Origin of the sequence: Paenibacillus sp. FSL L8-0435 (assembly GCF_037965655.1) — a bacterium.
Lineage (GTDB): Bacteria > Bacillota > Bacilli > Paenibacillales > Paenibacillaceae > Paenibacillus.
On the sequence record NZ_CP150185.1, the window covers coordinates 2,934,924 to 2,956,922 of the forward strand.

Here is a 21,999-nt window from a genome sequence, read left to right on the forward strand (position 1 = left end):
ATAATGTAGAGATAGGCATAGAGTATAGGAAATGAGAGGAATAACATGAGATACACCGTATTGATTGCAGATGACGAACCAGAGATTGTTGAACTGCTTCAACTATATCTGGAGAAGGACTATACCATTAAGACTGCGGTGAATGGAGCCGAGGCATTACAATGCATACGTTCAACACAGATCGATCTGGTCATACTGGACATCATGATGCCTGTAATGGATGGATTGCAGTTGATCAAACAGATCAGAGCCACATATCACATGCCTGTACTGTTCCTATCTGCTAAAAGTCAGGATCACGATAAAATCCTTGGATTGGGACTTGGGGCAGATGATTATATCGCGAAGCCATTCAACCCGCTTGAGATTGTCGCCAGAGTAGAGGCGTTGCTCAGAAGAGTCAATCATTTTGATGCAACGGAGATCCCCGCAGCGAAAGAACAGAATCTGGTTTTAGGTGATCTGATGCTGGATCGATCCCAATGTATCCTTTTTCGTTCAGGAAGTCCTGTAACATTAACCTCTACAGAGTATAAAATTATGGAATTGTTGCTTGATCAACCTGGCCGAGTGTTCACCCGTAAAAAAATATACGAAGCGGTCTGGGGCGATTATTATGCGCACGAGGACAGCACGATTATGGTACATATCAGCAACATTCGGGAGAAGATCGAGCGTGACTCCAGACAACCGGAATATCTCAAAACGATAAGGGGACTGGGATACAAAATTGAAGCGCCCATGGAAAGCTAGAGAAAAGCGACTGCTGCAGACATCCCTGACACTGGATTTCTTGCTGTTCAACTTCTTTTTGCTGTTACTGGTATTGATTGTGTACCTTATGGTTTCACTGGATGTCGTGGATTTTCGCATTTCGGATCAGGTAGTTGATCCCGATCTGAATGTTGAAGCCCACGTGTATGTGGAAGAGCTGGAGAACGAATTTTACTCCGGTGGAGGTTCGGTGTCGAAAGGCAAAGACACAGAGATTCAACGTCTCAAGGACAGCGGTGGCTGGATTGAGATTCTGGATGCGAATCGCAATGTCATTCGTCATGTGGGAGACAAGCAAGATGCGTTCACCCAATACAGTGAAGCCGATCTGTATGATGGACTGGAAAATCGGAGTGACCAGGAATACTATTATTCGATCACTCCTCTCTCGACAGAAGGAGCGGCAGCGTATGTACTGCTCAAAATCCCGCGTGATCTGGTCAGCGTGCGAATAAATGATAATCAGTTGATTACCAATCTGAAACATCCATTATCCTTTTACATTATGATTGGCATCGGTTTGGTTTTATTGTTGATCTTTGTCTACAGCTACTGGGTCGCACGGAGAATCAAAAAACCACTCAGCATCCTCTCCTCGGGTCTTACGCAGATGATACAGGGGAATTATAGTACGCGGATGTCGATCTCAGCCGAGAGGGAATTTGTTCAGATAGGTGAGACCTTCAACTACATGGCGGATGTCATTGAGAACACCTCTGCGGAGAAGCGTTACGCCGAAGAGAGCAAGCAGCGACTGATTGTAGATTTATCACATGATCTGAAGACACCGATAACATCCATACAGGGGTACGCTCAGGCTCTGGTGGAAGGACGTGGAGAGGACAAGGACAGGCAGCAAAGATATCTGGGATACATCTATAACAAATCTGTTCAAGTTGCACGCATGATACAGAATATGCTGGAGTTGCTTAAGGTGGATTCGCCCGATTTTCGCATGCATATTCAGAGAAGAGAGATTGGAGAATTCCTGCGCGAGATTATGGCAGATACCTATGGGGAGATTGAACAGAAACAGTTTGTCCTTCATGTCCTTGTTCCTGATGAGGTGATCTACGCGAGGTACGATCCGGAGCTGTTATCCAGAGTCATCCAGAATCTGATTACCAATGCTCTGTCTTATAATCCAATCGGGACCGAACTGCGCGTCGAACTCATTCCGCTTCATACCCATGTGGTGATAGAGGTGGCAGATAACGGAGTCGGCATACCTCAAGAACTATGGTCAACGATCTTTGACCCGTTTGTACGAGGGGATGAGGCGCGGACAGCGACCGGAGGCACCGGACTTGGTTTGTCCATCGCACGACGTAATACGGAGAAAATGGGCGGACGGCTGATCCTTTCCCGGCGTGGGCGAGAGACCACCGTGTTTACCATTGAGATTCCAAATTAAACAAGAGAAGAAATGTCCATGTGGAGGGAAATATTTTGTTCAAAGTAAATACGTTTGTCCGGTTCAGTATTGCACTGGCGCTGATATTGGTTAATATCTATTTATTATCACGTGTGAGCTTCATCTTTCAGCCGCTCGTCACCATGATCACGGTCATTACCGTGCCGATGATGTTGTCGGTGTTCTTTTATTATCTGCTTCGACCGCTTGTGAATTATATGGAGAAAAAGAAAATAAATCGCACGCTAAGTATTTTGCTAATCTATCTGGTTATTGCTATTCTGGGAGTGTTCTTCATCATTGGGTTATGGCCATCGTTACGTGAGCAACTGATCAATCTGGTTGATAACGCGCCGAATCTGATCAATTCATTAAGTGAACAGCTGAGAGAGCTGGAGCAGAATGGTGCCATTCAGGCCTTGTTCCCTGAGGGCTCGACACCTTTCTCCCAGATCACGGAGTATATCAACAAAGGATTTAACTTTGTAACTAACTATGTAAGTGGATTTTTCTCACTTGTTTCCAGTTTTGCGATCATCTTGTTTACACTACCAATCCTTTTGTTCTATATGCTGTTACAAGGCGAGAAATTTGGACGTAAATTGGCACATATCGCTCCAAAACGTTTCCAAAATGACAGCCGTGAAGTCGTAATTGAGATTGATCAGGCGCTGAGTGGTTTTATTGTGGGAAGAGTTTTGGTCAATCTGGCACTGGGTGTACTGATGTATATCGGTTTCCTCATCATTGGACTGCCGTACGCATTACTGCTCACGGTGATCGCGGTTATTATGAACTTTGTTCCGTTTATCGGAGCGATTGTGTCGTCCGTGCCTATTGTGATCATGGGTCTAGTGGTCTCACCATCGGTTGCCATCTGGTCCCTGATTATTATTCTTGTCGCTCAGCAGATTCAGGACAACCTGGTTGCACCGTACGTATTCGGCAAAAAGCTCGATATTCACCCGCTCACGACCATCATTTTGGTATTAGGTGCAGGGGACTTGGGTGGAATTATTGCCATCCTGATTATTATCCCGGTTTATATGATCGTTAAAATTCTTTTGGTTCGAATCTATAACATGTTCTTCAAGGACAAATGGCAGAATGCATAGAATTTAATTATTCGAAGGAGTGGAGCACATGTCTGAAATTATCGAAAAACAATACAACGAACCTGAATATATCGCACCTCAATCTGTTCAAATGGGTACCATTCACATCTCGAACGATGTGTTATCCAAGATCGTGGGGATGGCCGCTCAATCAACGGCTGGCGTATCCTCCATGTCCGTTGGACTGACTGAAGGGATTGCCAAGAGTATCAGCGGCAAGAGTCTGCAAAAAGGGATTGACGTACACGTCAAAGACGATCAGGCAACCATCCAGCTGCGAATTAATATTCAATATGGCAACAAGATGCACGAGGTTTGCCGTGAACTTCAACATAATGTTCAACAGGCTGTAGAACAATTAGCCGGCGTCATGGTCAATGAAATCAAAGTGCAAGTTGTTGGCATATCCATGCCGGAGATGGTATAAACAAATGAAAAGAATGTAAGGAATCACGACTGTAAGGATAAACGATTGGCACAAACAGCACCTTCCCAATTAACAACTTAACTGGGAGGGTGTTGTTTTATGTTTGCGATAATAGGTGGGCGCTTCGCCCATCACTTTTTTGAACATTTTGGAGAAAAGCAATTGATCCGTATAGCCCACAGAACGGGCAATATCACCAATGGTCAGACCGGGATCAAGCGTTAGTTCGGCTGCCCTGCGCATCCGATAATGGACCAGATAAGACTGAATACTGCTTCCCATCTGGTCCTTGAACAGAGAGCACAGATAACTGCGCTGCAAACCGACATGGGCCGCGATGGACTGAACGGTAATGGCATTGGCATAGTTCATTTCAATGAAGTCCATTACCTGCGTTACATACGTTTCCTTCGAATAATCCTGCATGGGTTGAAGATGCTCTGAATTAGCCTGATCAATCAAAATAGAGAAGAATTGATACAGCAAACCAGTCATGCTAATCTCCCAGCCTTTGTGGGTATTGCGGGAATTGATCATTCGGTGCAGGCAGGATCGCATCTCGTCATCCTCATTACCCAACTCAAAAATCGGGTGATGCTCGGACAGACATGCTTGCTGTAAAAAGGAAGAACTATTGCTGCCTTGAAAAGCAACCCAGCTGTATTCCCATGGATCATCCTGATCTGCTTCGTAATGCACGACGGAATGCGGAACGATCAGAAATCCTTGTCCTTTGTGCAGGGTATACGTTTTGCCACCAACTTCGAAGGTGCCTTTGCCATTCAAAATATAATGAATTTTATAATAGTCTCGCATGGCAGGGCCAAAGTGGTGACCTGGTGTACAGGCTTCCGTGCCATAATGAAGGAGCTGAAGCTCCTGAAAATGATTGTTTTTGAACATATACGTAATCAAGGGTATTCACTCCTGTACGATTTCGTCTCATCTTGCATTTTAACATACTACATATCTGAAAATATTAAGAATATAACAATAGTATATATAGATAACAATCATTTTTCCATATGATTATAGCGAAATGCCATATCGTTTATCCAGGAAAATGTCTAAGATGAAAAGGAATTCAACAAACCTTACAGGAAAGTGAGAATAACGATGCCCTATACTGCGAGCGAACAACGATATGATGAGATGAAATATGTGCGTTCAGGCAAATCCGGAATCAGACTGCCGCAAATTGCGCTGGGTTTATGGCAGAACTTTGGTGGCAACCGTACATTGGATATTCAGGAAGAGATGATTTTGCGTGCCTTCGATCTCGGAATTAACCATTTCGATCTGGCGAATAACTATGGTCCACCTCCAGGATCAGCCGAAGAGAACTTTGGTGTGATTTACAAAAAACATCTGCGTCCTTATCGGGATGAACTGCTTATCTCGTCGAAGGCAGGCTATCACATGTGGAGTGGACCTTACGGCGAGTGGGGCTCCCGCAAAAACCTGATTGCCAGTCTGGATCAAAGTCTTGGTCGGATGGGACTGGATTATGTGGACATTTTCTATCATCACCGTCCAGATCCGGACACGCCATTGGAAGAAACGATGACGGCGCTGGATCACATCGTGCGGCAGGGTAAAGCACTGTATGTGGGCTTGTCCAATTATAATGCAGAACAGACGCAAGAAGCGGTAACCATTCTCCGTCGTCTGGGTACGCCATGTCTGGTTCATCAGCCAAACTACTCGATGCTCAATCGTTGGATTGAAGACAGTTTGCAGGACGTACTGGATGAGCAGGGCGTAGGTTCAATTGCATTCTGTCCGCTCGGCCGCGGTCAGCTGACGAATAAATATGTTGACAAGATCAAGGCAGAACGAGCCAATCCAACAGGCAATTTGAAAAAAGAAGCATACACAGACGAACGGATTGCCAAGTTCGATGCGCTTCAGGCAGTTGCCGAGCGAAGAGGGCAGACGATCTCCCAACTGGCTCTGAACTGGATTTTGCGTGGTAACCGTGTAACTTCTGCATTGATTGGTGCAAGCCGTGTGTCCCAGATTGAAGAAAATGTAGCTGCGCTCAGCGCACCTGACCTGACAACGGAAGAGTTGAATGAGATCGAAAGCATTTTGGACGGAATGGGTAATTATCCGTGGTAACATACACAGTATAGCTGTTGTGAAAATTGTAGTTAGGTAAAATTAATGTAATATAAATGAAGAAATGAAATGGCGCCTACCTGATCAATCAGGAAGGCGCCATTTTGTATATGTCATTTTCTTTATAGGATAAGATCTATTATAATAGTTCATTAATTGACCTATGTTTATTTTTTCAGAATGAACCTAGTTCATAGCACCTGGTCCTAGGATTTAGGGTATAATATATAGAAGCTATACAATTGAACTACGAAGGAGAGGCTCCATTTGAACTTTGAACAGTGGATTTCGCCTGAAAGCTATAACCTGACATCCGAGATGGAGAATCATCCATCAGACCGGATTGCACTTAGATGGCTCAGCGATCAACGAGAATTGGAAGAGATCACGTATGGTGATTTATTCAAGCAGGCGAATCGTCTTGCTGGAGGATTGCGTGAACTTGGACTAGAGAAGGGTGATCGGGTGTTGGTCATGGTACCACGCCGTATTATTGCCTATGTCATTTATATCGCTTGTCTGAAACTGGGGATTGCCGTTATTCCTTCCTCCGAGATGTTACGGGCAAAAGATCTGGAATATCGTCTGCGTCACTCTGAGGCGCGGGCTGTTATTGTATGGTCCGAGACGACCTCAGAAGTAGAAAAAATGGACGCGGATCTGCCGTCACTGGCACATCGCATCGTGGCATCACCGAATGGAGAAGTTAGCGTACCTGCTGAAGGTTGGGTCAATGTGCATCAGTTAATGCAGAATCAACCCGATGAGATGGCTGCGGTGGAAACACACCGTGATGATACGGCTATCCTTGCTTATACTTCGGGTACAACAGGTAATCCCAAAGGAGTTGTACATAGCCACGGTTGGGGATATGCCCACCTGCGGATTGCTTCTTCATTATGGCTGGATATTCAACCTTCAGATACCGTATGGGCAACGGCTGCACCTGGCTGGCAAAAATGGATCTGGAGCCCGTTCCTGTCGGTACTCGGAAGAGGCGCGACTGGCTTGGTCTACAATGGATCATTCCAGCCCAAGCGTTACCTGGAACTGATGCAGGAACATCAGATTAATGTCCTTTGCTGTACCCCAACGGAATATCGGTTGATGGCCAAAGCCGATGATCTTGGACATTATGACCTGTCTCATCTGCGCAGTGCAGTTTCAGCAGGTGAACCGCTCAACCAGGAAGTTATTGAAATCTTCCAGCGTCACTTCGACCTGACCATTCGGGATGGATATGGACAGACTGAGAGCACGTTGTTAATCGGCAGTCTCAAAGATGCGCCTGTACGTATTGGTTCCATGGGTCAGTCGATTACACCTGGCTTGATTGAAATTATTGACGAAGAGGGACAACTTGTTCCTCCGGGTGAAGTAGGAGATATAGCGGTACACAAAGAGATGCCGGCCTTGTTCCGTGCCTATTATCAGGATGAGGGACGGAAGGAAGCGAATCAGCGTGGCGATTATTTTGTAACAGGGGACCGTGCACGTAAAGACGAAGAAGGTTACTTCTGGTTTGAAGGGCGCAGTGACGATATCATCATCAGTTCGGGTTACACGATTGGACCATTCGAAGTGGAAGAAGCACTCATGAAACACGCCAGCGTGAAGGAATGCGCGGTGGTTGCAAGTCCGGATGAGATCCGTGGCAATATTGTTAAAGCATTTGTTGTACTGCGAGATGATTCACTGGCTTCACCAGAACTGATGCGTGAATTGCAACACCACGTCAAAGAAATTACAGCACCTTATAAATATCCACGTAAGATCGAATTCGTTACGGATCTGCCAAAGACCAACTCTGGTAAAATCCGCCGGATCGAGTTACGTGAACAAGAAAAACGTAATGGTTAAATCGTTTTGTATAAATGAAATTTTAGATATTAAGCCTGCGTAATGAAAGAGAAGGAATCGATTCTGCAGAAGCGATAGCGGTCGTATTTGTCTCCAAATTTTAACCTTTGAAAATACGATGAAGAAAATTTGGAGACAACGACGATCTAAAGAACGATCCTTCGCTGTAACGGCCACTCAACAGATCCGAAGTCAATTTCCAAACCGATGCCATTAATATATTAAAATGGAGTGAATACAACTATGAGTCAATTTGAACAAACCTTTGAAAAGTCATTGGAACAATACGCAGAACTTGTTGTTAAAGTTGGCGTGAATATTCAAAAAGGACAGGATCTGCTCGTTACTGCACCGATCGAAACGCTTGAATTTACACGTCTGATTGTGCAAAAAGCCTATGCGGCTGGTGCAAACTATGTACAGGTGGACTTTGATGACGACAACATTACCCGCAGTCGTTTTGAACATGGTTCCAATGACAGCTTCGACTATTATCCAGCCTGGAAAGCGGATATGATGGAGAATTTTGCAGCAGCAGGCGGCGCTACCCTGACGATCAAAGTTCCAGATCCTGAACTGTATAACGGAATTGACTCCGATAGCGTTTCCCGTGCTACCAAGGCAGCTGCACACGCACGTCGCGGATATGCCAAATACACACGCAACCATGAAATTAGCTGGTGTCTGATCAAGGCCCCGACCAAGGCTTGGGCGAACAAAGTATTTGCCGACATCCCGGAAGAAGACCGAATCAACGTGATGTGGGAAACCATCTTTAAAATGAACCGTGTAGATGGCGGAGACGCTGTACAAAATTGGAGAGAGCACCTGAATACCTTGACTGCAATGGGAGACTTGTTGAACAAAAAGAACTATAAGAGCCTGCACTACCGTGCGCCAGGTACAGACTTGAACATTGAATTGGTCCACAACCACATCTGGGGTGGCGGTGGTAGCGAAAATAAACAAGGTGTATACACGGTCGCCAATATGCCGACTGAAGAAGTATTCACCATGCCTAAGCGCAGCGGAGTGAATGGGTATGTTAGCAGCACCATGCCTTTGAACCTGAACGGGCAACTGGTAGACCAGATGAGAATCACATTCAAGGATGGACAGGTTGTAGCGTTTACGGCAGCATCTGGTGAAGAGCATCTGAAGAACCTGTTTGCTACTGATGAAGGTGCACGTTATCTGGGTGAGGTCGCACTCGTACCACATGACTCTCCGATCTCCAATCTGAATCGCATTTTCTACAATACGGGTATTGATGAGAATGCATCTTGCCACTTGGCTGTGGGAAGTGCGTATCCATTCAACATGAAAGATGGCACAACCATGTCGAACGAAGAGTTGCTGAAGCATGAGTGCAATGTGAGCTTGACTCACGTCGATTTCATGATCGGTTCCGCTGAACTGGATATCGATGGTGAGTTACAGGATGGTACAATCGAGCCGGTATTCCGTAAAGGCAACTGGGCATTTTAATTTCTAATCTAGTTATATAAGTTGAACTAAAGATTATTTACACTGACACTACGATGACAGAATAACCTTCCAATCGCTGTTATCCCCAGATTTTTTTTGATTCCCTTTTCCGAAGGGGAAAATCCGGGGATAGCGTATGCTTCCGATGCAGCTTTCTTTCAGAAAGCTTTTAGGCGCACGCTTCGCTTTTTCAGGTTTTTTCTGTCCTCTCCGTTATCGTGTAAATGATTAGTTCAACTTAAATAGTAGCAGTAATATTACTGAATAAAAAAGTGACTTCAACTTGAAGTCACTTTTTTCGTTTCCTCGTAACATGGGTTACACAGGTTTCACAGGCACACATATCTCGCAATAATGCTGATGGAGCAGTTCCCAACGATATCGTTCTATAACCGGCTTGTTGTCCATCCGATAACCACTTGTTTGTAAATGAGGGATGATCACATTCCATGCATGCTGAATATCTTCTGCCGTGTGCTTCACTTTACAGATGAGATAATCTCCGCCTGTTAACTCGCCAATCTTAACAAACTCATCTTCCAGACGTTCAGATTCTGTGATAACAATACAGGCATCATATCTACATTTCTCGGGCGGTGTGGTAGTAGGGTCGTCTTGGGGTATGCCCAGTAATGTTGCTGATTCATGAAGCAATTGTTTTTTGTCTGCCCATTGTTTCAGCGTATTCATCGCTTGAGCATTGGCTGGACCGTAAGGACCAACTTGTCGAACATAGGCGATACGGTATGACGGAAGGTTTTCGATAACCATTTCCATGAAAATCACCTCTCTATATGGTTTTCTCTTACATGTTGGATGCTAACATGGTATAAAAGAATTTGCTTAGGTAATTGTTGAATCCCGGCGACGAACCTCATAGAATAGGGATAATATGTTGGAAGACTGTTCCAATAGAACAAAACGAGAGGGGGAGGTATCAGATATGGATATTACTTATGCCTTCACGGATGAACATTTCAGGCAAGTTGTGTTGGAACGTTTTTGTGATCAGCGGGATTTCATTCAGGAGAGTGACGTTTGTGAGGTTGAGATATTGCAACTTTCCAATCACAATATTAGCAATCTTGATGGAATTGAATATTTCAGGGATCTTCAAGAGTTGGATTGTGCCTATAATCAATTGACAAGTGTGGATTTAGCTCAGAATCACAAGCTGAGAATATTACGTTGCAGAGAGAATCAACTTCTTACACTGGACCTCAGTCTCCATTCGGAATTGCAGGTGCTGGACTGCAGCTTTAATCGACTTCGAAAATTAGACCTTTCTCATAATTCCAAACTTATAACGGTGGAGTGTCATTGGAATATGTTGTCGAAGCTGGCTTCGGAGCCCCTTGAGCAGTTGGAGGAACTTAGTTGCAGTTATAACGCTCTTTTCTCACTTGAACTTGAACACAATAAGCAACTGCGGCGACTTGATTGCGCCAACAATTACATGTTGGAACTTGATGTAACAAGTTGTCCAAACTTGATTGAACTTCGTTGTAACCACAACCATATCAAACAGTTGGATTTTCGTTCAAATATGGTTTTAGAGAGTGTCCGTTGTTTTAACAACCATATTAGCAAGCTGAATATTCGCCATAACATGCAACTAAAAGAGTTGTACTGTTCCGAGAACAAATTAACTGAGTTGGATTATAGCGCTAATCCCAAGCTGGAAAGACTGCAGTATGCAGATAATCTAATGTTTGAATCCAATCATGAAGTTCCGGGTATGGGGTTGTTTCAGTATGACGTCTCGATGTCCAACTATCAGATGCGCTTACTTACTCAGGATAAAGAACTGGTAGTCACTGCACAGGTTTCAACCAAGACAGAGATGGAAATATTGTCCCTATATATGGAAGAGACGTGGAAACGGTGGGACATGCTAGGTGAGCAGGCACTTAAAACCATTGCCGAGGCTCATCCGGACGAAGATATCAATGCATTGATTTTGGCTGATGCAGAATTTCAGGGAGATCAATATTTCCGATTGGGTTATGATGCGGGGGATACACCTGCTGGTCGACTGTACATATATGCGGAGTTTGACGATGAATTTCACATGTTGGATACGTTGATCTATGAAACGTATTAAAGCCACGAGATCGTGGCTTTTTTGCTGTGTTGAACTAAAGATTATTTACACTGACACTACGATGACAGAACAACCTTCCAATCGCTGTTATCCCCAGATTTTAATTCCATTCCTTTTCTAAAGGGGAAAATCCGGGGATAAAGGCGCACGCTTCGCTTTTTCAGGTTTTTTCTGTCCTCTCCGTTATAGTGTAAATGTTAGTTCAACTTATATAATTTGTTATATTATATGTTATTCAGCGTGCATTTTGTTGAAGCTAACATATTCGTTAATCGGTTTACGGTAACCGCGTGGGCGCTGTTTGGCTTCCGACTTTTTGCCGATGGTGATCAGCATAACCGGTACGTAATGGTTAGGGATTTCCAGACTCCGTTGCAGTTCTTCCGAGTCAAAGCCAATCATTGGACAAGTGTCCCATCCGCGATCCTGAGCGATCAGCATCAATTGCATGGCAGACAGGCTGGCATTGCGAATCGCATCCTCACGTTGGAAGAATCTGCCGCGAGATTCGTAAAATTCGGTGACACTTTGGGATTCCTGCTCGTATTGGAACGGAGTAAGAGCGCCTAGGTTCAGCAGGCCTTCGTTAATCGTGCGGATATGGTGATGAGCGTTGACGTCGCCCAGTACCACGATGACCGCAGAAGCTGTTTTTACCTTATATTGCTGGGAAGCTTCATAGACTTTCTCTTTCTGTTCCTCGTCTTTAATCACAAGATAGTGCGTGTGTTGCAGATTAAAGGCAGATGGTGCAAATTTGTTCAGGGCAAACATTTCTTGCAGTTCCGAATCCGAAATTTCAATTCCTTCTTCAAAAATAACGGCCGATCTACGGTTTTTGACCAGATTCTCCAACTCACTCATGGTAGTTTCCCTCGCTTATGTATGATTTATAAACTGACTATAACACACTTAGTTACTTTATGTAAGTATTATTTTAGAATAAGACAAGGATTGTCTGCCATACGCTAAAATAAAACACTAGAGGTGATTCATGAAAGCATTGATCGCAAGGTATATGGGAGGACATGACCCTCATGAATTTCGGGTATATGTAATCCAATCTTCGACGTTAAAACGTTTTGTAGTAGTGGAGATTATTCTAGGCCCCATCGTGTACAATGTCGCACTTTATTTGTGCCAAAATGCAATACTGGCTGGAGTAGGCTCTTGGGCTGGAACAGAAGGTCTGAAGAGACTGCCACTGGTCTTCAGAAAAATCGTTGGGACATGATGAAGTGTGTAAATGAAAAATTGAAGCAGAAGAGGGCCAGTTGCGGCCCCATCTTCTCCTTCAGTCATGTTATCTATAGTCACGCTTCTTTTATCTAATCCAATAACTGTTTAGGCTTTGGGCTCAAACCTGCCTTATTTGGCACGTTCCAAATACTGCTCCAGCGTAAGTTTCTGGTTGGTAATCTCACCAGCAATATACACCCCTACATAACGTACATGCCATGGCTCATAGGAGTAACCAGTCAATTTCTCCTGATCTTTGCCATAACGGATGATGAAACCGTACTTGTGGGCATTGGCTTTCAGCCATTTGCCTTCTTTGGTGTTGCCAAAGCTTTGCTGAAGATCATAACCAGCCGAAGCGCTGGAGATATCCATAGCTAGACCAGTCTGATGTTCGCTTTGTCCTGGCCGAGCACTTGTTTTATTGGCAACAGCTTCACCTTTGATACTGGCATTACGGTCAAAGATCGATTTCTGGGTCGCATAAGAACGATAGCCAGACACCGCTTTGATATCAATGCCTTCTTTTTTGGCAGCGGCAAATAGTTTCTCTAGCGCTGTTGCAGCCACTTTACGCATTTGTTTCTTCGGACTGGAGCCTGAGAAGCTAAAAGGAATATTAGGCACAACCAAATCTTGAGGTGTATAAGTTGAAGGCAGATTTCTCTTTTTATTGACAAGTACAACTGTACTGGACACATTGGTCACAGTTGCCACATTTTTAATCGTTTTGATCGTACGACCAGGTGCATTGTCATGCAGAAATTGAGTGAAGCTAGAGCTTGCCGCAGACGCGATGGGATTCAGGCTTGAAGTGATGGGAAACGTAGTAAAAGCAGAACCTGCTACAACAGAGCCTACGAGAATTGTAGATATGATGGATTTACGAGTGAAAGATTTCATGATGTGTGTTCCTCCTCGGAATATATGAATCTATATACCGAGTATACTAGAGGATTATATCCATAGGTTCTCCAATTGTTTCCGAGTTGTAAACAAAGTTTGCTATAAAATCTAACTAGAGGATATTTACCTTGCCACTTCGATGACAGAACAACCTTCCGATCGCTGTTATCCCCTGATTTTTTTGATTCAATTTTATAATGGTGAAAATCTTGTGATAGCGTATGCTTCCGATGCAGCTTTCTTACAGAAAGCTTTTAGGCGAACGCTTCGCTTCTTCAGGTTCTTTCTGTCCTCTCCGTTTCGTGTAAATGTTTAGTTTATCTTTTATAGAGTCTTTTTTGCAACTCTGATAGAGGCATATAAGGAAAAGAACGTTAAAAAAGCCGTTGCATTAGATGCAACGGCTTTTGATGTGAAGAGAGATAATACTAGATTACTTCAAGTATGCTGGAAACTGTGTTACAACATGCAAGCATCGGATCCACCGGAGTTTCCCGCAGTTACTGCACGGGTATCACGAACGCGAACGTTGGCGCTGAGCACACCAGAATCACTGCTTAATTTGAAAGAAGGATAATTCTCTTCTGTATCCAGCTTCATGTGTTGTTCTAGGTTTAGCTGCTGCTTCGGGTCAACATAGAACGGAACCAGATTGGTTTCAATCTGCGCGTCGAGAGCCGCAAGTTCATCAACAATGATAATAGCGATAACTCCGTTACATCCGCAACCTTCCAGGTCATAGATCACTTTGAAATATCCAAGTTGGTCATTCAGGCTTTCCGTCAATCGTTTTGCAGCCAAATCTGTAATTTGAATATACATATAGGTACACTCCTTTATATGTGGTCATGGTTGTAAGTGGTAAAAGAATTCATTCAGCTTCTATTCCCATTATACCACTTTGGCAAAAATCAAAGCATTTATTTTCTTGACTGATCAGTCTGGAAAAGGTATTCTTTAGTTAATGAATAGGGAGGTGAGGTCTGAAATTGGGAAGAGCCAAGGAGTTTGACACGGAGACCGTTCTAAGAAAAGCAACGTCTGTATTTGGAGCGTACGGTTATGAAGGTACATCTTTGAGCTTACTGCTGAGTGAACTTGGTATTGCGAGGCAAAGCCTGTATGACACCTACGGAACTAAACATGATTTATTTGTCTCTGCTCTTAAATTCTATATTCAGCAGAAGACAGAGGCGGGGATCAGAATATTAAACGAATGCACAAGTGTGAGGCAAGGCGTGACGGAGTTGTTCAACGAAGCGGTTAACGTGTTGACAGACAACGAACGTCGTAATGAATGTTTCATCATTAATAGCGCGGTTGAACAGGCACCACAAAATCACGAAATCGCAGCCTTTATTCAAACCACTAACCAACAAATGGAAGATGTTTTTCATAGTGCACTGTTACGAGGCCAAAGGAGTGGCGAATTGAAGCACACAGAGGAAGACTTGCCCGGACTTGCCCGTTTTCTAAATTATTCCCGACTCTCATTGACCTTTACGGCGAAGAGTGGTGCAAGTGCAGAAGCGCTGCGGGATTTTGTACAGATGACCCTAAGGGCTATGGATTAACGTTTTACATGATATGAGTAAGAATTCTTTACGTTTTTTTGAAAATGAACGCTTAGGGCGTTTATTTTTTGAATATTATAGACCGATTGGTCTGGAAAAAGCGCCGAACAAACAGAAGGAGGAAATAAGGATGACACAATCTCAGCAGTTGGAAGCGGGCAATAGTACACCGTATCGGATCATGCAAGGATTTACTCAATTGCTACTGGAGGGAAAACTAGAACAATGGTTGGAGCTATATACATCTGAAGCTATCTTCGAATTCCCATACGCACCAGCAGGATACCCTCAGATACTGGAAGGCAAAGCCGCAATTAAGAATCATCTTCATAATCTGCTGGGGATGATTGAAATTCAGCAGTTTTCTGAACCGGTGATCTTGGCTGATTCCACGAAACAACAGTTTGTGGCTGAATTTACTTGTAAAGGGCGTTCATTAGTTACAGGCAAGCCATACAACCAAACGTACATCTCTGTAGTGAGCCACTCTAATGGAAAAATTACACATTATAAAGACTATTGGAATCCGATGGTCGTACTCGAATCGGACTTAGGAGGAAACAAGCATGATCAATGATAAACCGTTGACACTTATTACGGGAGCTAATGGAAAAACAGGAAGCCGTGTTGCGGCCATACTTCAAAAGCATCAATATCCGGTGCGTTTGGCAGGAAGAACGAAAACATCTCTTTCTGGTTCTGCCGATAATTATGTCTATTTTGATTGGTATGATTCCGAGACATATGCGCCGGCGCTGAAAAATGTGAACCAGGTGTATCTTGTTGTGCCAGTCATGGACATGACCCCAGAAGACGTCATGATTCCGTTCATCAAGGAAGCATTGTGGAACGGCGTTAAGCGATTTGTCTTGCTTGGCAGTGCTTCAATTGATGAGGATGGTCCTATTTTTGGCAAAGTACATCAATATTTAAAAGCCCATGCTCCTGAGTGGGCTGTATTGCAGCCTTCCTATTTTATGGAGAACTTTACGGAGGGGCCACATCGGGAGACGACGAAACAACTTGGGAAAATATACAGTGCTACGGGTGACGGGAAAATTGGATTTGTTAGTGCAGATGATATCGCAGCGGTGGCCTTCCATGCTCTGACAGATGTTGTCCCTCATAATACGGAGCATATCATTACAGGGCCAGAGACGTTGTCCTATGGACAGGTTGCAGACGTCTTGAGCCGTGTACTGGGTCAGTCCATTCAGCATGAATCTTTGTCCGATAATGAATTGAGGAACAGCATGATTCGCGCAGGAATGTCAGAAGAATACGCTGCTGCCCTCGCAGGACTGGATGTGCCTATCCGGGAGGAGGGGAGAGAAGATCAAAGGACGGATACGGTGAAAAAATTAACGGGGAATAACCCGATTTCATTCGAGCAATTTATTCTAAATCATATGGAAGTATGGGAATAATGGAAGAAATATTTTCATATTCAATGAGAAGACGGTGCCTAGTGCCCGTCTTTTTGCATGTCTGCCAGCATGTTGACATCGTTGATTCGAATATGGATCTCTCTCTAACCTGGGTCACTACGGAAAGCAGTGATTATACGAACTCACTTTTGGGGAAATAGATGAGAATGAATGTTAGGGCGTGTCTGAGACACGCCCTAGATAAAGGGGCGAAGAGAGCGAATGATTCAGTTCGAAAATGTATCGAAACAATATCCTGATGGAACAACGGCTTTGCGTCAGGTTAACCTCAACATTAACAAGGGAGAACTGTTTGTCATGATTGGTCCGAGTGGATGTGGCAAAACCACCATGCTCAAAATGATCAATCGCCTGATTGAGCGAACAGATGGAACCGTGCGCATTAATGAACGCCCAATCGATGAATACAACATTCACGAATTGCGCTGGAATATCGGATATGTGCTGCAACAGATTGCACTATTCCCGCATATGACCATTGCCGAAAATATTGCAGTTGTTCCTGAACTGCGAAAATGGAAGTCAGATCAAATCAAGGAGCGTGTACATACGTTACTGGACATGGTGGGTTTGCACGGAGATACGTACAGTGAGCGTAAACCGTCCGAGTTATCCGGAGGACAACAGCAGAGAATTGGTGTATTGCGTGCACTCGCTGCCGATCCCGAGATAGTTTTGATGGATGAACCGTTCAGTGCACTCGACCCAATGAGCCGCGAGAAATTGCAGGACGATATTCTGGATATCCAGCGTCAGATGAAAAAAACAATTGTGTTTGTCACCCATGATATTCAGGAAGCGATGAAGCTGGGGGATCGCATCTGCATTATGAAGGATGGACAGGTTTTGCAGGTAGGCACCCCGGAAGAACTGATCCGACAGCCAGCTAATGATTTCGTACGTGAATTTGTTGGAAGTGCTAACACCGATACAAGTTCACAATCTGATTTTGATCTCGAATCCATCATGTCACCACTCTCACCGGGTCATGTGCCTAAATCAGCCAAAACTGCCGTTCCTGTATCCATTACGTTGATGGAGTTAGTTGATATCATGGCTTCCCATGACCATCTGCTGGTTGAACGTAACCGCCAGGTTATTGGTGAGATCAGTCGAGTTGATCTGATGAAATACTGGTCTGGTCAGTTACAGGAACGAGGTGAAGGACATGAATAGATTCTCGGAGGTGTTCAGTGAGCGCAAAGGTCAGTTGTTGTCTGCTCTGCTGGAACATATTCAGATCTCATTTATCGCCTTGTTCTTTGCTGTCCTCATCGCTATTCCGCTTGGTATTTACTTGACACGCAAGCCAAAAGTCGCTGAACCGATTATTGGGGTTACGGCTGTGTTGCAGACGATACCTTCCTTGGCGCTTCTCGGATTGCTCATCCCGTTATTCGGCATAGGAACACTTCCTGCAATTATTGCATTGGTGGTGTATGCGCTGCTTCCTGTACTTCGCAACACGTACACAGGCATATCCGAAGTTGATCCTTCCATGGTGGAAGCAGCGAATGCGATGGGCATGAATAGTTGGCAACGTCTAATCAAAGTGGAACTGCCACTGGCGATGCCTGTCATTATGGCCGGAATTCGGACCGCTATGGTGCTTATTGTAGGAACGGCGACGCTTGCTGCCTTGATCGGCGCAGGAGGTTTGGGTGCATTAATTTTGCTGGGCATTGATCGGAACGATACGGCACTGATCATCCTTGGAGCCATTCCGGCCGCCTTGCTGGCGATTTTGTTTGATGTACTATTGCGTCAGTTCCAACGATTATCCTTTAAGAAAACACTGGTTACCCTTGGTTCGCTGGCAATAATCGCGATACTTGTGATTACCATTCCCTTCGTGGCACGTGGTGGACAGAAGGATCTCGTCATTTCCGGAAAATTGGGGGCGGAACCCGAAATTCTCATTAATATGTACAAATTGCTAATTGAAAAAGATACAGACCTGACCGTTGAACTAAAACCCGGATTAGGCAAAACGCCATTCCTTTTCAATGCACTCAAGTCAGGTGATGTTGACATCTATCCCGAATTCACCGGGACAGCGATCTCCGAATTCATGAAGGAAACAGCAGTCAGCACCGATCGGACAGAGGTGTACGAACAGGCAAGAGATGGAATGCTGAGCCAGTTCAACATGGTGCTTCTGAACCCTATGGATTACAACAATACGTATACGTTGGCTGTTCCAAAGAGCATCGCAGATCAATACAATCTCAAGACCATTTCGGATCTCAAACCGGTTGAGCAGCAGATCAAAGCAGGATTCACACTTGAATTCTCGGATCGGGAAGACGGATACCTTGGCATACAGAAAAAGTATGGGATTGAATTCCCGAACGTTGCAACAATGGAACCCAAGCTTCGTTATGGTGCTCTTCAGCGCGGAGATATCAATCTCGTTGATGCTTACTCCACAGACAGTGAGTTGAGACAGTATGAACTCGTTGTGCTGGAGGATGATCAGGAGTTATTCCCACCGTATCAAGGTGCGCCGATGCTTCGTCAAGAAACGGCAGATCAATATCCACAATTGGTTGAGGTGCTGAATCAGCTTGCTGGAAAAATTACGGATGATGAGATGCGTCAGATGAACTATGACGTGAACGTAGAGGGCGAGAATCCTGAACAGGTTGCAGCAGAATACCTTAAACAGGCCGGATTGTTGTAACTTCAGGCATCCCTGCAATAGATGTACCAAAAGGATGAGGAGGAACCATGATGACACAAGAAACGTATGACTTGATTGCGATTGGCACAGGAAGCGCGGCAAGCTCTGTAATCACCCGTTGCGCTGAAGCTGGCTGGAGAGTTGCTGTAATTGATGAACGTGAGTTCGGCGGAACGTGTGCACTGCGTGGCTGTGATCCCAAGAAAGTGCTGGCTGGAGCGGCTGAGCTGATTGACTGGAATGAACGGATGCAAGGGAAAGGAATTCAGGGACAGGCGACCATCAACTGGTCTGAACTTATGGCCTTTAAACGCACCTTTACCGAGAGCATACCTAGAGCAAGTGAAGATCAATTCAAACAGGCCGGAATGGATACGTTCCATGGTAAAGCTTCATTTGTCGATGAAGACCATATTCAAATTGGAGAAGAAGTGCTCCATGGCAAACACATCCTGATTGCTACCGGTGCAACACCTGCGCCACTTGAGATTGAGGGCTCAGAGCATCTTATATATAGTGATGACTTTCTGGATCTGGAACAGCTGCCGGATCGATTAGTTCTGGTAGGCGGTGGATACATTGCATTTGAGTTTGCGCATATTGCGGCCAGAGCCGGGACGGAAGTTCATATCCTGCATCGGAGTGAGCAGCCTCTGAAATCGTTTGATGCGGAGCTTGTAGAATCTTTGTTGCAAAAATCAAAAGAGATCGGCATTCATGTTCACTTGAACGCGGAGGTGAAGTCCATACGGCAAGAGGGGAACGCCTATGTTGTTCATGGCACACGTAATGGTGCAGATCACCAGTGGCAGTGCGGACTTGTCGTTCATGGAGCCGGGCGTGTTCCTAATGTGGATGGGCTGGAATTGGAGAAAGCCAACGTCAGCTACAGCAAAAAGGGGATTACGGTGAACGAGTACTTGCAAAGTGAAAGTAATCCGAGAGTGTATGCTGCTGGCGATGTAACGGATACAAAAGGGTTGCCTTTAACCCCGTTAGCAGGTCAGGAATCCCGGGCTGTATCGTTCAATTTGTTGGAGGGAAATCAACACAAACCAAATTATAAAGTGATGCCTTCCATTGTGTTTACTGTCCCTGCCCTTGGAGCTGTAGGTATGAGCACGGAACAAGCCAAAAAAGAGGGCTACGAGGTGCAGGTTAATGATATGTCGAAATGGTATACTTACAAGCGAACTCATGAAAAATTTGCCATGGCCAAAGTGGTGATCGACAAATCAACCGGACGTATTCTGGGTGCGCATGTGCTCGGGAGCAAAACAGAAGAATTGATCAACCTTTTTGCAATGGCGATTCAGTTCAATCTGACTATCGATCAGTTAAACACCATGAATTTTGCATATCCTACTGCTGCATCGGACGTGGGTTCTTTAATTTAGAAGTGATGATGAATGAACTCCCCTTTGGGACGGAAGGAAGGATGAAAACAACGATGTCATCGGATTTTATTGGGCTTCATGAAGGCAAGTGGACAAAGGAACCCGTTGCTGCACGGATGGATGGGGATCGTTTCGTTGTGGAAGCTCGGGAAGGCAGTGACTTCTGGGAGAACACATTCTACGGGTTCTGTCATCGGGATGGACATGCCATGCTTGCTCCATGGGACGGAACGGAAGCGATTGAGGTATCGTTTGATCTAAGCTCATTCACCCAATTGTATGATCAGGCTGGACTAATGTTATGGTACGGAGAAGACCAATGGATCAAGGCCGGAGTTGAGGTTAATGATGGCGTGGCACATGTTGGAGCTGTCGTGACGGATACGTATTCAGATTGGTCACTCTCTCCTGTGCCAGAGTGGGGTGGACGAATCGTAACAATCAGAGCCTCCTACAGTAATGAGGCTGTTGTCATTCGTGCTCGCACAGATGAGCATCCTTGGCGTACGATTCGGGTTGCACGGTTTGCCTATCCAACGAACAAACATGCAGGTCCATTTCTGTGTTCACCAAAGCGTGCAGGGTTCGAGGTAGCCTTTACCAAGTGGAGATCCACGACACCCGATCAAGACTTGCATACAGATCCGCCGATTACGGATTAAAACAAGTTCAGATGCACGATAAACAATGAAACATGAACAGGTGTATCTGGCTTAGAAAGCAAGACAACACAAATAAGCAAGTCTTCCATTAACGGAGGACTTGCTTATTTGTGTGTTTAAACTTTGGACTGTTAAAAGTCTCCAGTTACTCGTTTCATCATTCACCGGGGTCAGTGAGTTCTTTTCCCACATACAATAGAGTACTTGCGAACTTTACTTGAGTTTAACGTTTATTTACTCGTGTCCGTATCCAGGGACTGGGGTTCGGTCTCTTTTTCACCCTCATCATCATTGGACTTATTGAACTCAAGCATACGCTCCTCGTAATCATCAAGGAACCATAACGGGTCCATACTATCTTCCTCACCGTTGTAATTGATTACGATTTCTTCACCAGCCTTGATGTCTGTATACGCGTAGAAGTCAAAGGTGTGGTTATCAAAATTGATATCATAAGTAGCGTTGGGTTCATAGGAGTGGTTGATCAGACTGCCGTAACCGAGCAAAATAGCGGTATGATTCGCCCCATATTCGAACACGTAATCTTCCAGAATCGTTTTTTCCACATGCTCATGATCTTCATTTGGGTAAGGCACAACGGGTGCCTGATGAATAAGCGTTCCTTTGGCAATATCAACGGTAGCAAATACCCCGCGGTTAAACTCACCACCATCACCCAACTTGGATTGTTTCACTTCAATCATATTGTTCACCTGATGCTCTTCGAAGAGCTCCGTTCTATATAATAGTAATTCGTTAAGGCAAAATTTTAACCCATACTTTCATA

22 protein-coding genes are annotated in these 21,999 nt (G+C 44.6%); 16 read left to right on the forward strand and 6 right to left on the reverse strand.

Annotated features, from left to right (window positions below):
• Window positions 1-45: 45 nt before the first annotated feature.
• Genes NST33_RS12945 through NST33_RS12960 form a run of 4 tightly spaced genes read left to right on the forward strand, consistent with a single transcriptional unit; the run spans window position 46 to window position 3,730 of the window.
• The gene (locus NST33_RS12945; RefSeq protein ID WP_221819583.1) at window positions 46-753 is read left to right on the forward strand and encodes a response regulator transcription factor; all 708 of its coding nucleotides are present in this window, start codon (window positions 46-48) and stop codon (window positions 751-753) included.
• On the forward strand, window positions 731-2,188 hold the full coding sequence (locus NST33_RS12950; protein WP_221819582.1) for a HAMP domain-containing sensor histidine kinase: 1,458 nt from the start codon (window positions 731-733) through the stop codon (window positions 2,186-2,188). Before NST33_RS12945 ends, NST33_RS12950 begins: the two co-directional genes overlap by 23 nt.
• 35 nt (window positions 2,189-2,223) lie before the next feature.
• A complete protein-coding gene (locus tag NST33_RS12955; protein ID WP_221819581.1) occupies window positions 2,224-3,303 on the forward strand; it encodes an AI-2E family transporter in 1,080 nt (359 codons plus the stop codon).
• 28 nt (window positions 3,304-3,331) lie between these two features.
• A complete protein-coding gene (locus tag NST33_RS12960; protein ID WP_221819580.1) occupies window positions 3,332-3,730 on the forward strand; it encodes an Asp23/Gls24 family envelope stress response protein in 399 nt (132 codons plus the stop codon).
• Between the two features lie 69 nt (window positions 3,731-3,799).
• On the opposite strand, the gene NST33_RS12965 is transcribed toward NST33_RS12960, so the two are convergent.
• Window positions 3,800-4,645, reverse strand: a complete 846-nt coding sequence (locus NST33_RS12965) for an AraC family transcriptional regulator (protein ID WP_221819579.1) — start codon at window positions 4,643-4,645, stop codon at window positions 3,800-3,802.
• 201 nt (window positions 4,646-4,846) lie between these two features.
• Between NST33_RS12965 and NST33_RS12970 the strand changes: the two genes are divergently transcribed.
• The 3 genes from NST33_RS12970 to NST33_RS12980 all read left to right on the forward strand — a co-directional run bounded on the left by NST33_RS12970 (window position 4,847) and on the right by NST33_RS12980 (window position 9,199).
• Window positions 4,847-5,851 carry an aldo/keto reductase gene (locus NST33_RS12970; RefSeq protein WP_221819578.1) on the forward strand — a complete coding sequence of 335 codons (1,005 nt, stop codon included), beginning with the start codon at window positions 4,847-4,849 and terminating at the stop codon, window positions 5,849-5,851.
• A 267-nt stretch (window positions 5,852-6,118) separates the two neighbouring features.
• Complete coding sequence (locus NST33_RS12975; RefSeq protein ID WP_221819577.1) at window positions 6,119-7,711, forward strand: acyl--CoA ligase; 1,593 nt, start codon at window positions 6,119-6,121, stop codon at window positions 7,709-7,711.
• A 243-nt stretch (window positions 7,712-7,954) separates the two neighbouring features.
• Entirely contained in the window at window positions 7,955-9,199 is a 1,245-nt protein-coding gene (locus NST33_RS12980) for an aminopeptidase (protein WP_221819576.1), read from the forward strand.
• Window positions 9,200-9,517: 318 nt separating this feature from the next.
• On the opposite strand, the gene NST33_RS12985 is transcribed toward NST33_RS12980, so the two are convergent.
• Window positions 9,518-9,976, reverse strand: a complete 459-nt coding sequence (locus NST33_RS12985; protein WP_339308119.1) for a GyrI-like domain-containing protein — start codon at window positions 9,974-9,976, stop codon at window positions 9,518-9,520.
• Between the two features lie 166 nt (window positions 9,977-10,142).
• On the opposite strand from NST33_RS12985, the gene NST33_RS12990 reads away from it, so the two are divergent.
• Window positions 10,143-11,303: a leucine-rich repeat domain-containing protein gene (locus NST33_RS12990; RefSeq protein ID WP_339308121.1), complete on the forward strand. Its 1,161-nt coding sequence runs from the start codon at window positions 10,143-10,145 to the stop codon at window positions 11,301-11,303.
• A 231-nt stretch (window positions 11,304-11,534) separates the two neighbouring features.
• Here the strand turns inward: NST33_RS12990 and NST33_RS12995 are convergent, their stop codons facing one another.
• A complete protein-coding gene (locus NST33_RS12995) occupies window positions 11,535-12,167 on the reverse strand; it encodes a nitroreductase family protein (protein WP_076214767.1) in 633 nt (210 codons plus the stop codon).
• Window positions 12,168-12,297: 130 nt separating this feature from the next.
• Here NST33_RS12995 and NST33_RS13000 point away from each other — a divergent pair, with 130 nt between their 5' ends.
• Window positions 12,298-12,537 (forward strand): hypothetical protein, encoded by a 240-nt coding sequence (locus tag NST33_RS13000; RefSeq protein ID WP_260632639.1) that lies wholly within the window; start codon window positions 12,298-12,300, stop codon window positions 12,535-12,537.
• A gap of 134 nt (window positions 12,538-12,671) precedes the next feature.
• Here the strand turns inward: NST33_RS13000 and NST33_RS13005 are convergent, their stop codons facing one another.
• Together NST33_RS13005 and NST33_RS13010 are read right to left on the reverse strand one after the other, a co-directional pair.
• Complete coding sequence (locus NST33_RS13005) at window positions 12,672-13,445, reverse strand: M15 family metallopeptidase (RefSeq protein ID WP_339308123.1); 774 nt, start codon at window positions 13,443-13,445, stop codon at window positions 12,672-12,674.
• A 462-nt stretch (window positions 13,446-13,907) separates the two neighbouring features.
• A complete protein-coding gene (locus NST33_RS13010; protein ID WP_221819572.1) occupies window positions 13,908-14,270 on the reverse strand; it encodes an iron-sulfur cluster biosynthesis family protein in 363 nt (120 codons plus the stop codon).
• Window positions 14,271-14,437: 167 nt separating this feature from the next.
• Between NST33_RS13010 and NST33_RS13015 the strand changes: the two genes are divergently transcribed.
• From NST33_RS13015 to NST33_RS13045, 7 genes are all read left to right on the forward strand, one after another.
• The gene (locus NST33_RS13015) at window positions 14,438-15,022 is read left to right on the forward strand and encodes a TetR/AcrR family transcriptional regulator (protein ID WP_339308126.1); all 585 of its coding nucleotides are present in this window, start codon (window positions 14,438-14,440) and stop codon (window positions 15,020-15,022) included.
• A gap of 13 nt (window positions 15,023-15,035) precedes the next feature.
• Window positions 15,036-15,599, forward strand: a complete 564-nt coding sequence (locus NST33_RS13020; RefSeq protein ID WP_339308128.1) for a nuclear transport factor 2 family protein — start codon at window positions 15,036-15,038, stop codon at window positions 15,597-15,599.
• A complete protein-coding gene (locus tag NST33_RS13025) occupies window positions 15,589-16,449 on the forward strand; it encodes an ergot alkaloid biosynthesis protein (protein ID WP_339308130.1) in 861 nt (286 codons plus the stop codon). The genes NST33_RS13020 and NST33_RS13025 overlap by 11 nt, the downstream gene beginning before the upstream one ends.
• Window positions 16,450-16,671: 222 nt before the next feature.
• Complete coding sequence (locus NST33_RS13030; RefSeq protein WP_339308132.1) at window positions 16,672-17,646, forward strand: ABC transporter ATP-binding protein; 975 nt, start codon at window positions 16,672-16,674, stop codon at window positions 17,644-17,646.
• Window positions 17,639-19,153, forward strand: coding sequence for an osmoprotectant update ABC transporter permease/substrate-binding subunit OpuFB (gene opuFB, locus NST33_RS13035; protein WP_339308134.1), 1,515 nt, complete (start codon window positions 17,639-17,641; stop codon window positions 19,151-19,153). Before NST33_RS13030 ends, opuFB begins: the two co-directional genes overlap by 8 nt.
• Window positions 19,154-19,203: 50 nt before the next feature.
• Window positions 19,204-20,550 carry an NAD(P)/FAD-dependent oxidoreductase gene (locus NST33_RS13040; protein ID WP_339308684.1) on the forward strand — a complete coding sequence of 449 codons (1,347 nt, stop codon included), beginning with the start codon at window positions 19,204-19,206 and terminating at the stop codon, window positions 20,548-20,550.
• Window positions 20,551-20,591: 41 nt separating this feature from the next.
• A complete protein-coding gene (locus tag NST33_RS13045) occupies window positions 20,592-21,212 on the forward strand; it encodes a DUF1349 domain-containing protein (RefSeq protein ID WP_339308136.1) in 621 nt (206 codons plus the stop codon).
• A 230-nt stretch (window positions 21,213-21,442) separates the two neighbouring features.
• Here the strand turns inward: NST33_RS13045 and NST33_RS13050 are convergent, their stop codons facing one another.
• The gene (locus tag NST33_RS13050; RefSeq protein ID WP_091031152.1) at window positions 21,443-21,916 is read right to left on the reverse strand and encodes an SET domain-containing protein; all 474 of its coding nucleotides are present in this window, start codon (window positions 21,914-21,916) and stop codon (window positions 21,443-21,445) included.
• Window positions 21,917-21,999 lie beyond the last annotated feature (83 nt).

What these genes read in the sequence shown, in the direction of transcription:
- NST33_RS12945 (WP_221819583.1), top strand. Translation starts at nt 46, where the DNA reads ATGAGATACACCGTATTGATTGCAGATGACGAACCAGAGATTGTTGAA.
- NST33_RS12960 (WP_221819580.1), top strand. Translation starts at nt 3,332, where the DNA reads ATGTCTGAAATTATCGAAAAACAATACAACGAACCTGAATATATCGCA.
- NST33_RS12970 (WP_221819578.1), top strand. Translation starts at nt 4,847, where the DNA reads ATGCCCTATACTGCGAGCGAACAACGATATGATGAGATGAAATATGTG.
- NST33_RS12980 (WP_221819576.1), top strand. Translation starts at nt 7,955, where the DNA reads ATGAGTCAATTTGAACAAACCTTTGAAAAGTCATTGGAACAATACGCA.
- NST33_RS12985 (WP_339308119.1), bottom strand. Translation starts at nt 9,976, where the DNA reads ATGGAAATGGTTATCGAAAACCTTCCGTCATACCGTATCGCCTATGTT.
- NST33_RS12990 (WP_339308121.1), top strand. Translation starts at nt 10,143, where the DNA reads ATGGATATTACTTATGCCTTCACGGATGAACATTTCAGGCAAGTTGTG.
- NST33_RS12995 (WP_076214767.1), bottom strand. Translation starts at nt 12,167, where the DNA reads ATGAGTGAGTTGGAGAATCTGGTCAAAAACCGTAGATCGGCCGTTATT.
- NST33_RS13000 (WP_260632639.1), top strand. Translation starts at nt 12,298, where the DNA reads ATGAAAGCATTGATCGCAAGGTATATGGGAGGACATGACCCTCATGAA.
- NST33_RS13005 (WP_339308123.1), bottom strand. Translation starts at nt 13,445, where the DNA reads ATGAAATCTTTCACTCGTAAATCCATCATATCTACAATTCTCGTAGGC.
- NST33_RS13010 (WP_221819572.1), bottom strand. Translation starts at nt 14,270, where the DNA reads ATGTATATTCAAATTACAGATTTGGCTGCAAAACGATTGACGGAAAGC.
- NST33_RS13020 (WP_339308128.1), top strand. Translation starts at nt 15,036, where the DNA reads ATGAGTAAGAATTCTTTACGTTTTTTTGAAAATGAACGCTTAGGGCGT.
- NST33_RS13025 (WP_339308130.1), top strand. Translation starts at nt 15,589, where the DNA reads ATGATCAATGATAAACCGTTGACACTTATTACGGGAGCTAATGGAAAA.
- NST33_RS13030 (WP_339308132.1), top strand. Translation starts at nt 16,672, where the DNA reads ATGATTCAGTTCGAAAATGTATCGAAACAATATCCTGATGGAACAACG.
- opuFB (WP_339308134.1), top strand. Translation starts at nt 17,639, where the DNA reads ATGAATAGATTCTCGGAGGTGTTCAGTGAGCGCAAAGGTCAGTTGTTG.
- NST33_RS13040 (WP_339308684.1), top strand. Translation starts at nt 19,204, where the DNA reads ATGACACAAGAAACGTATGACTTGATTGCGATTGGCACAGGAAGCGCG.
- NST33_RS13045 (WP_339308136.1), top strand. Translation starts at nt 20,592, where the DNA reads ATGAAAACAACGATGTCATCGGATTTTATTGGGCTTCATGAAGGCAAG.
- NST33_RS13050 (WP_091031152.1), bottom strand. Translation starts at nt 21,916, where the DNA reads ATGATTGAAGTGAAACAATCCAAGTTGGGTGATGGTGGTGAGTTTAAC.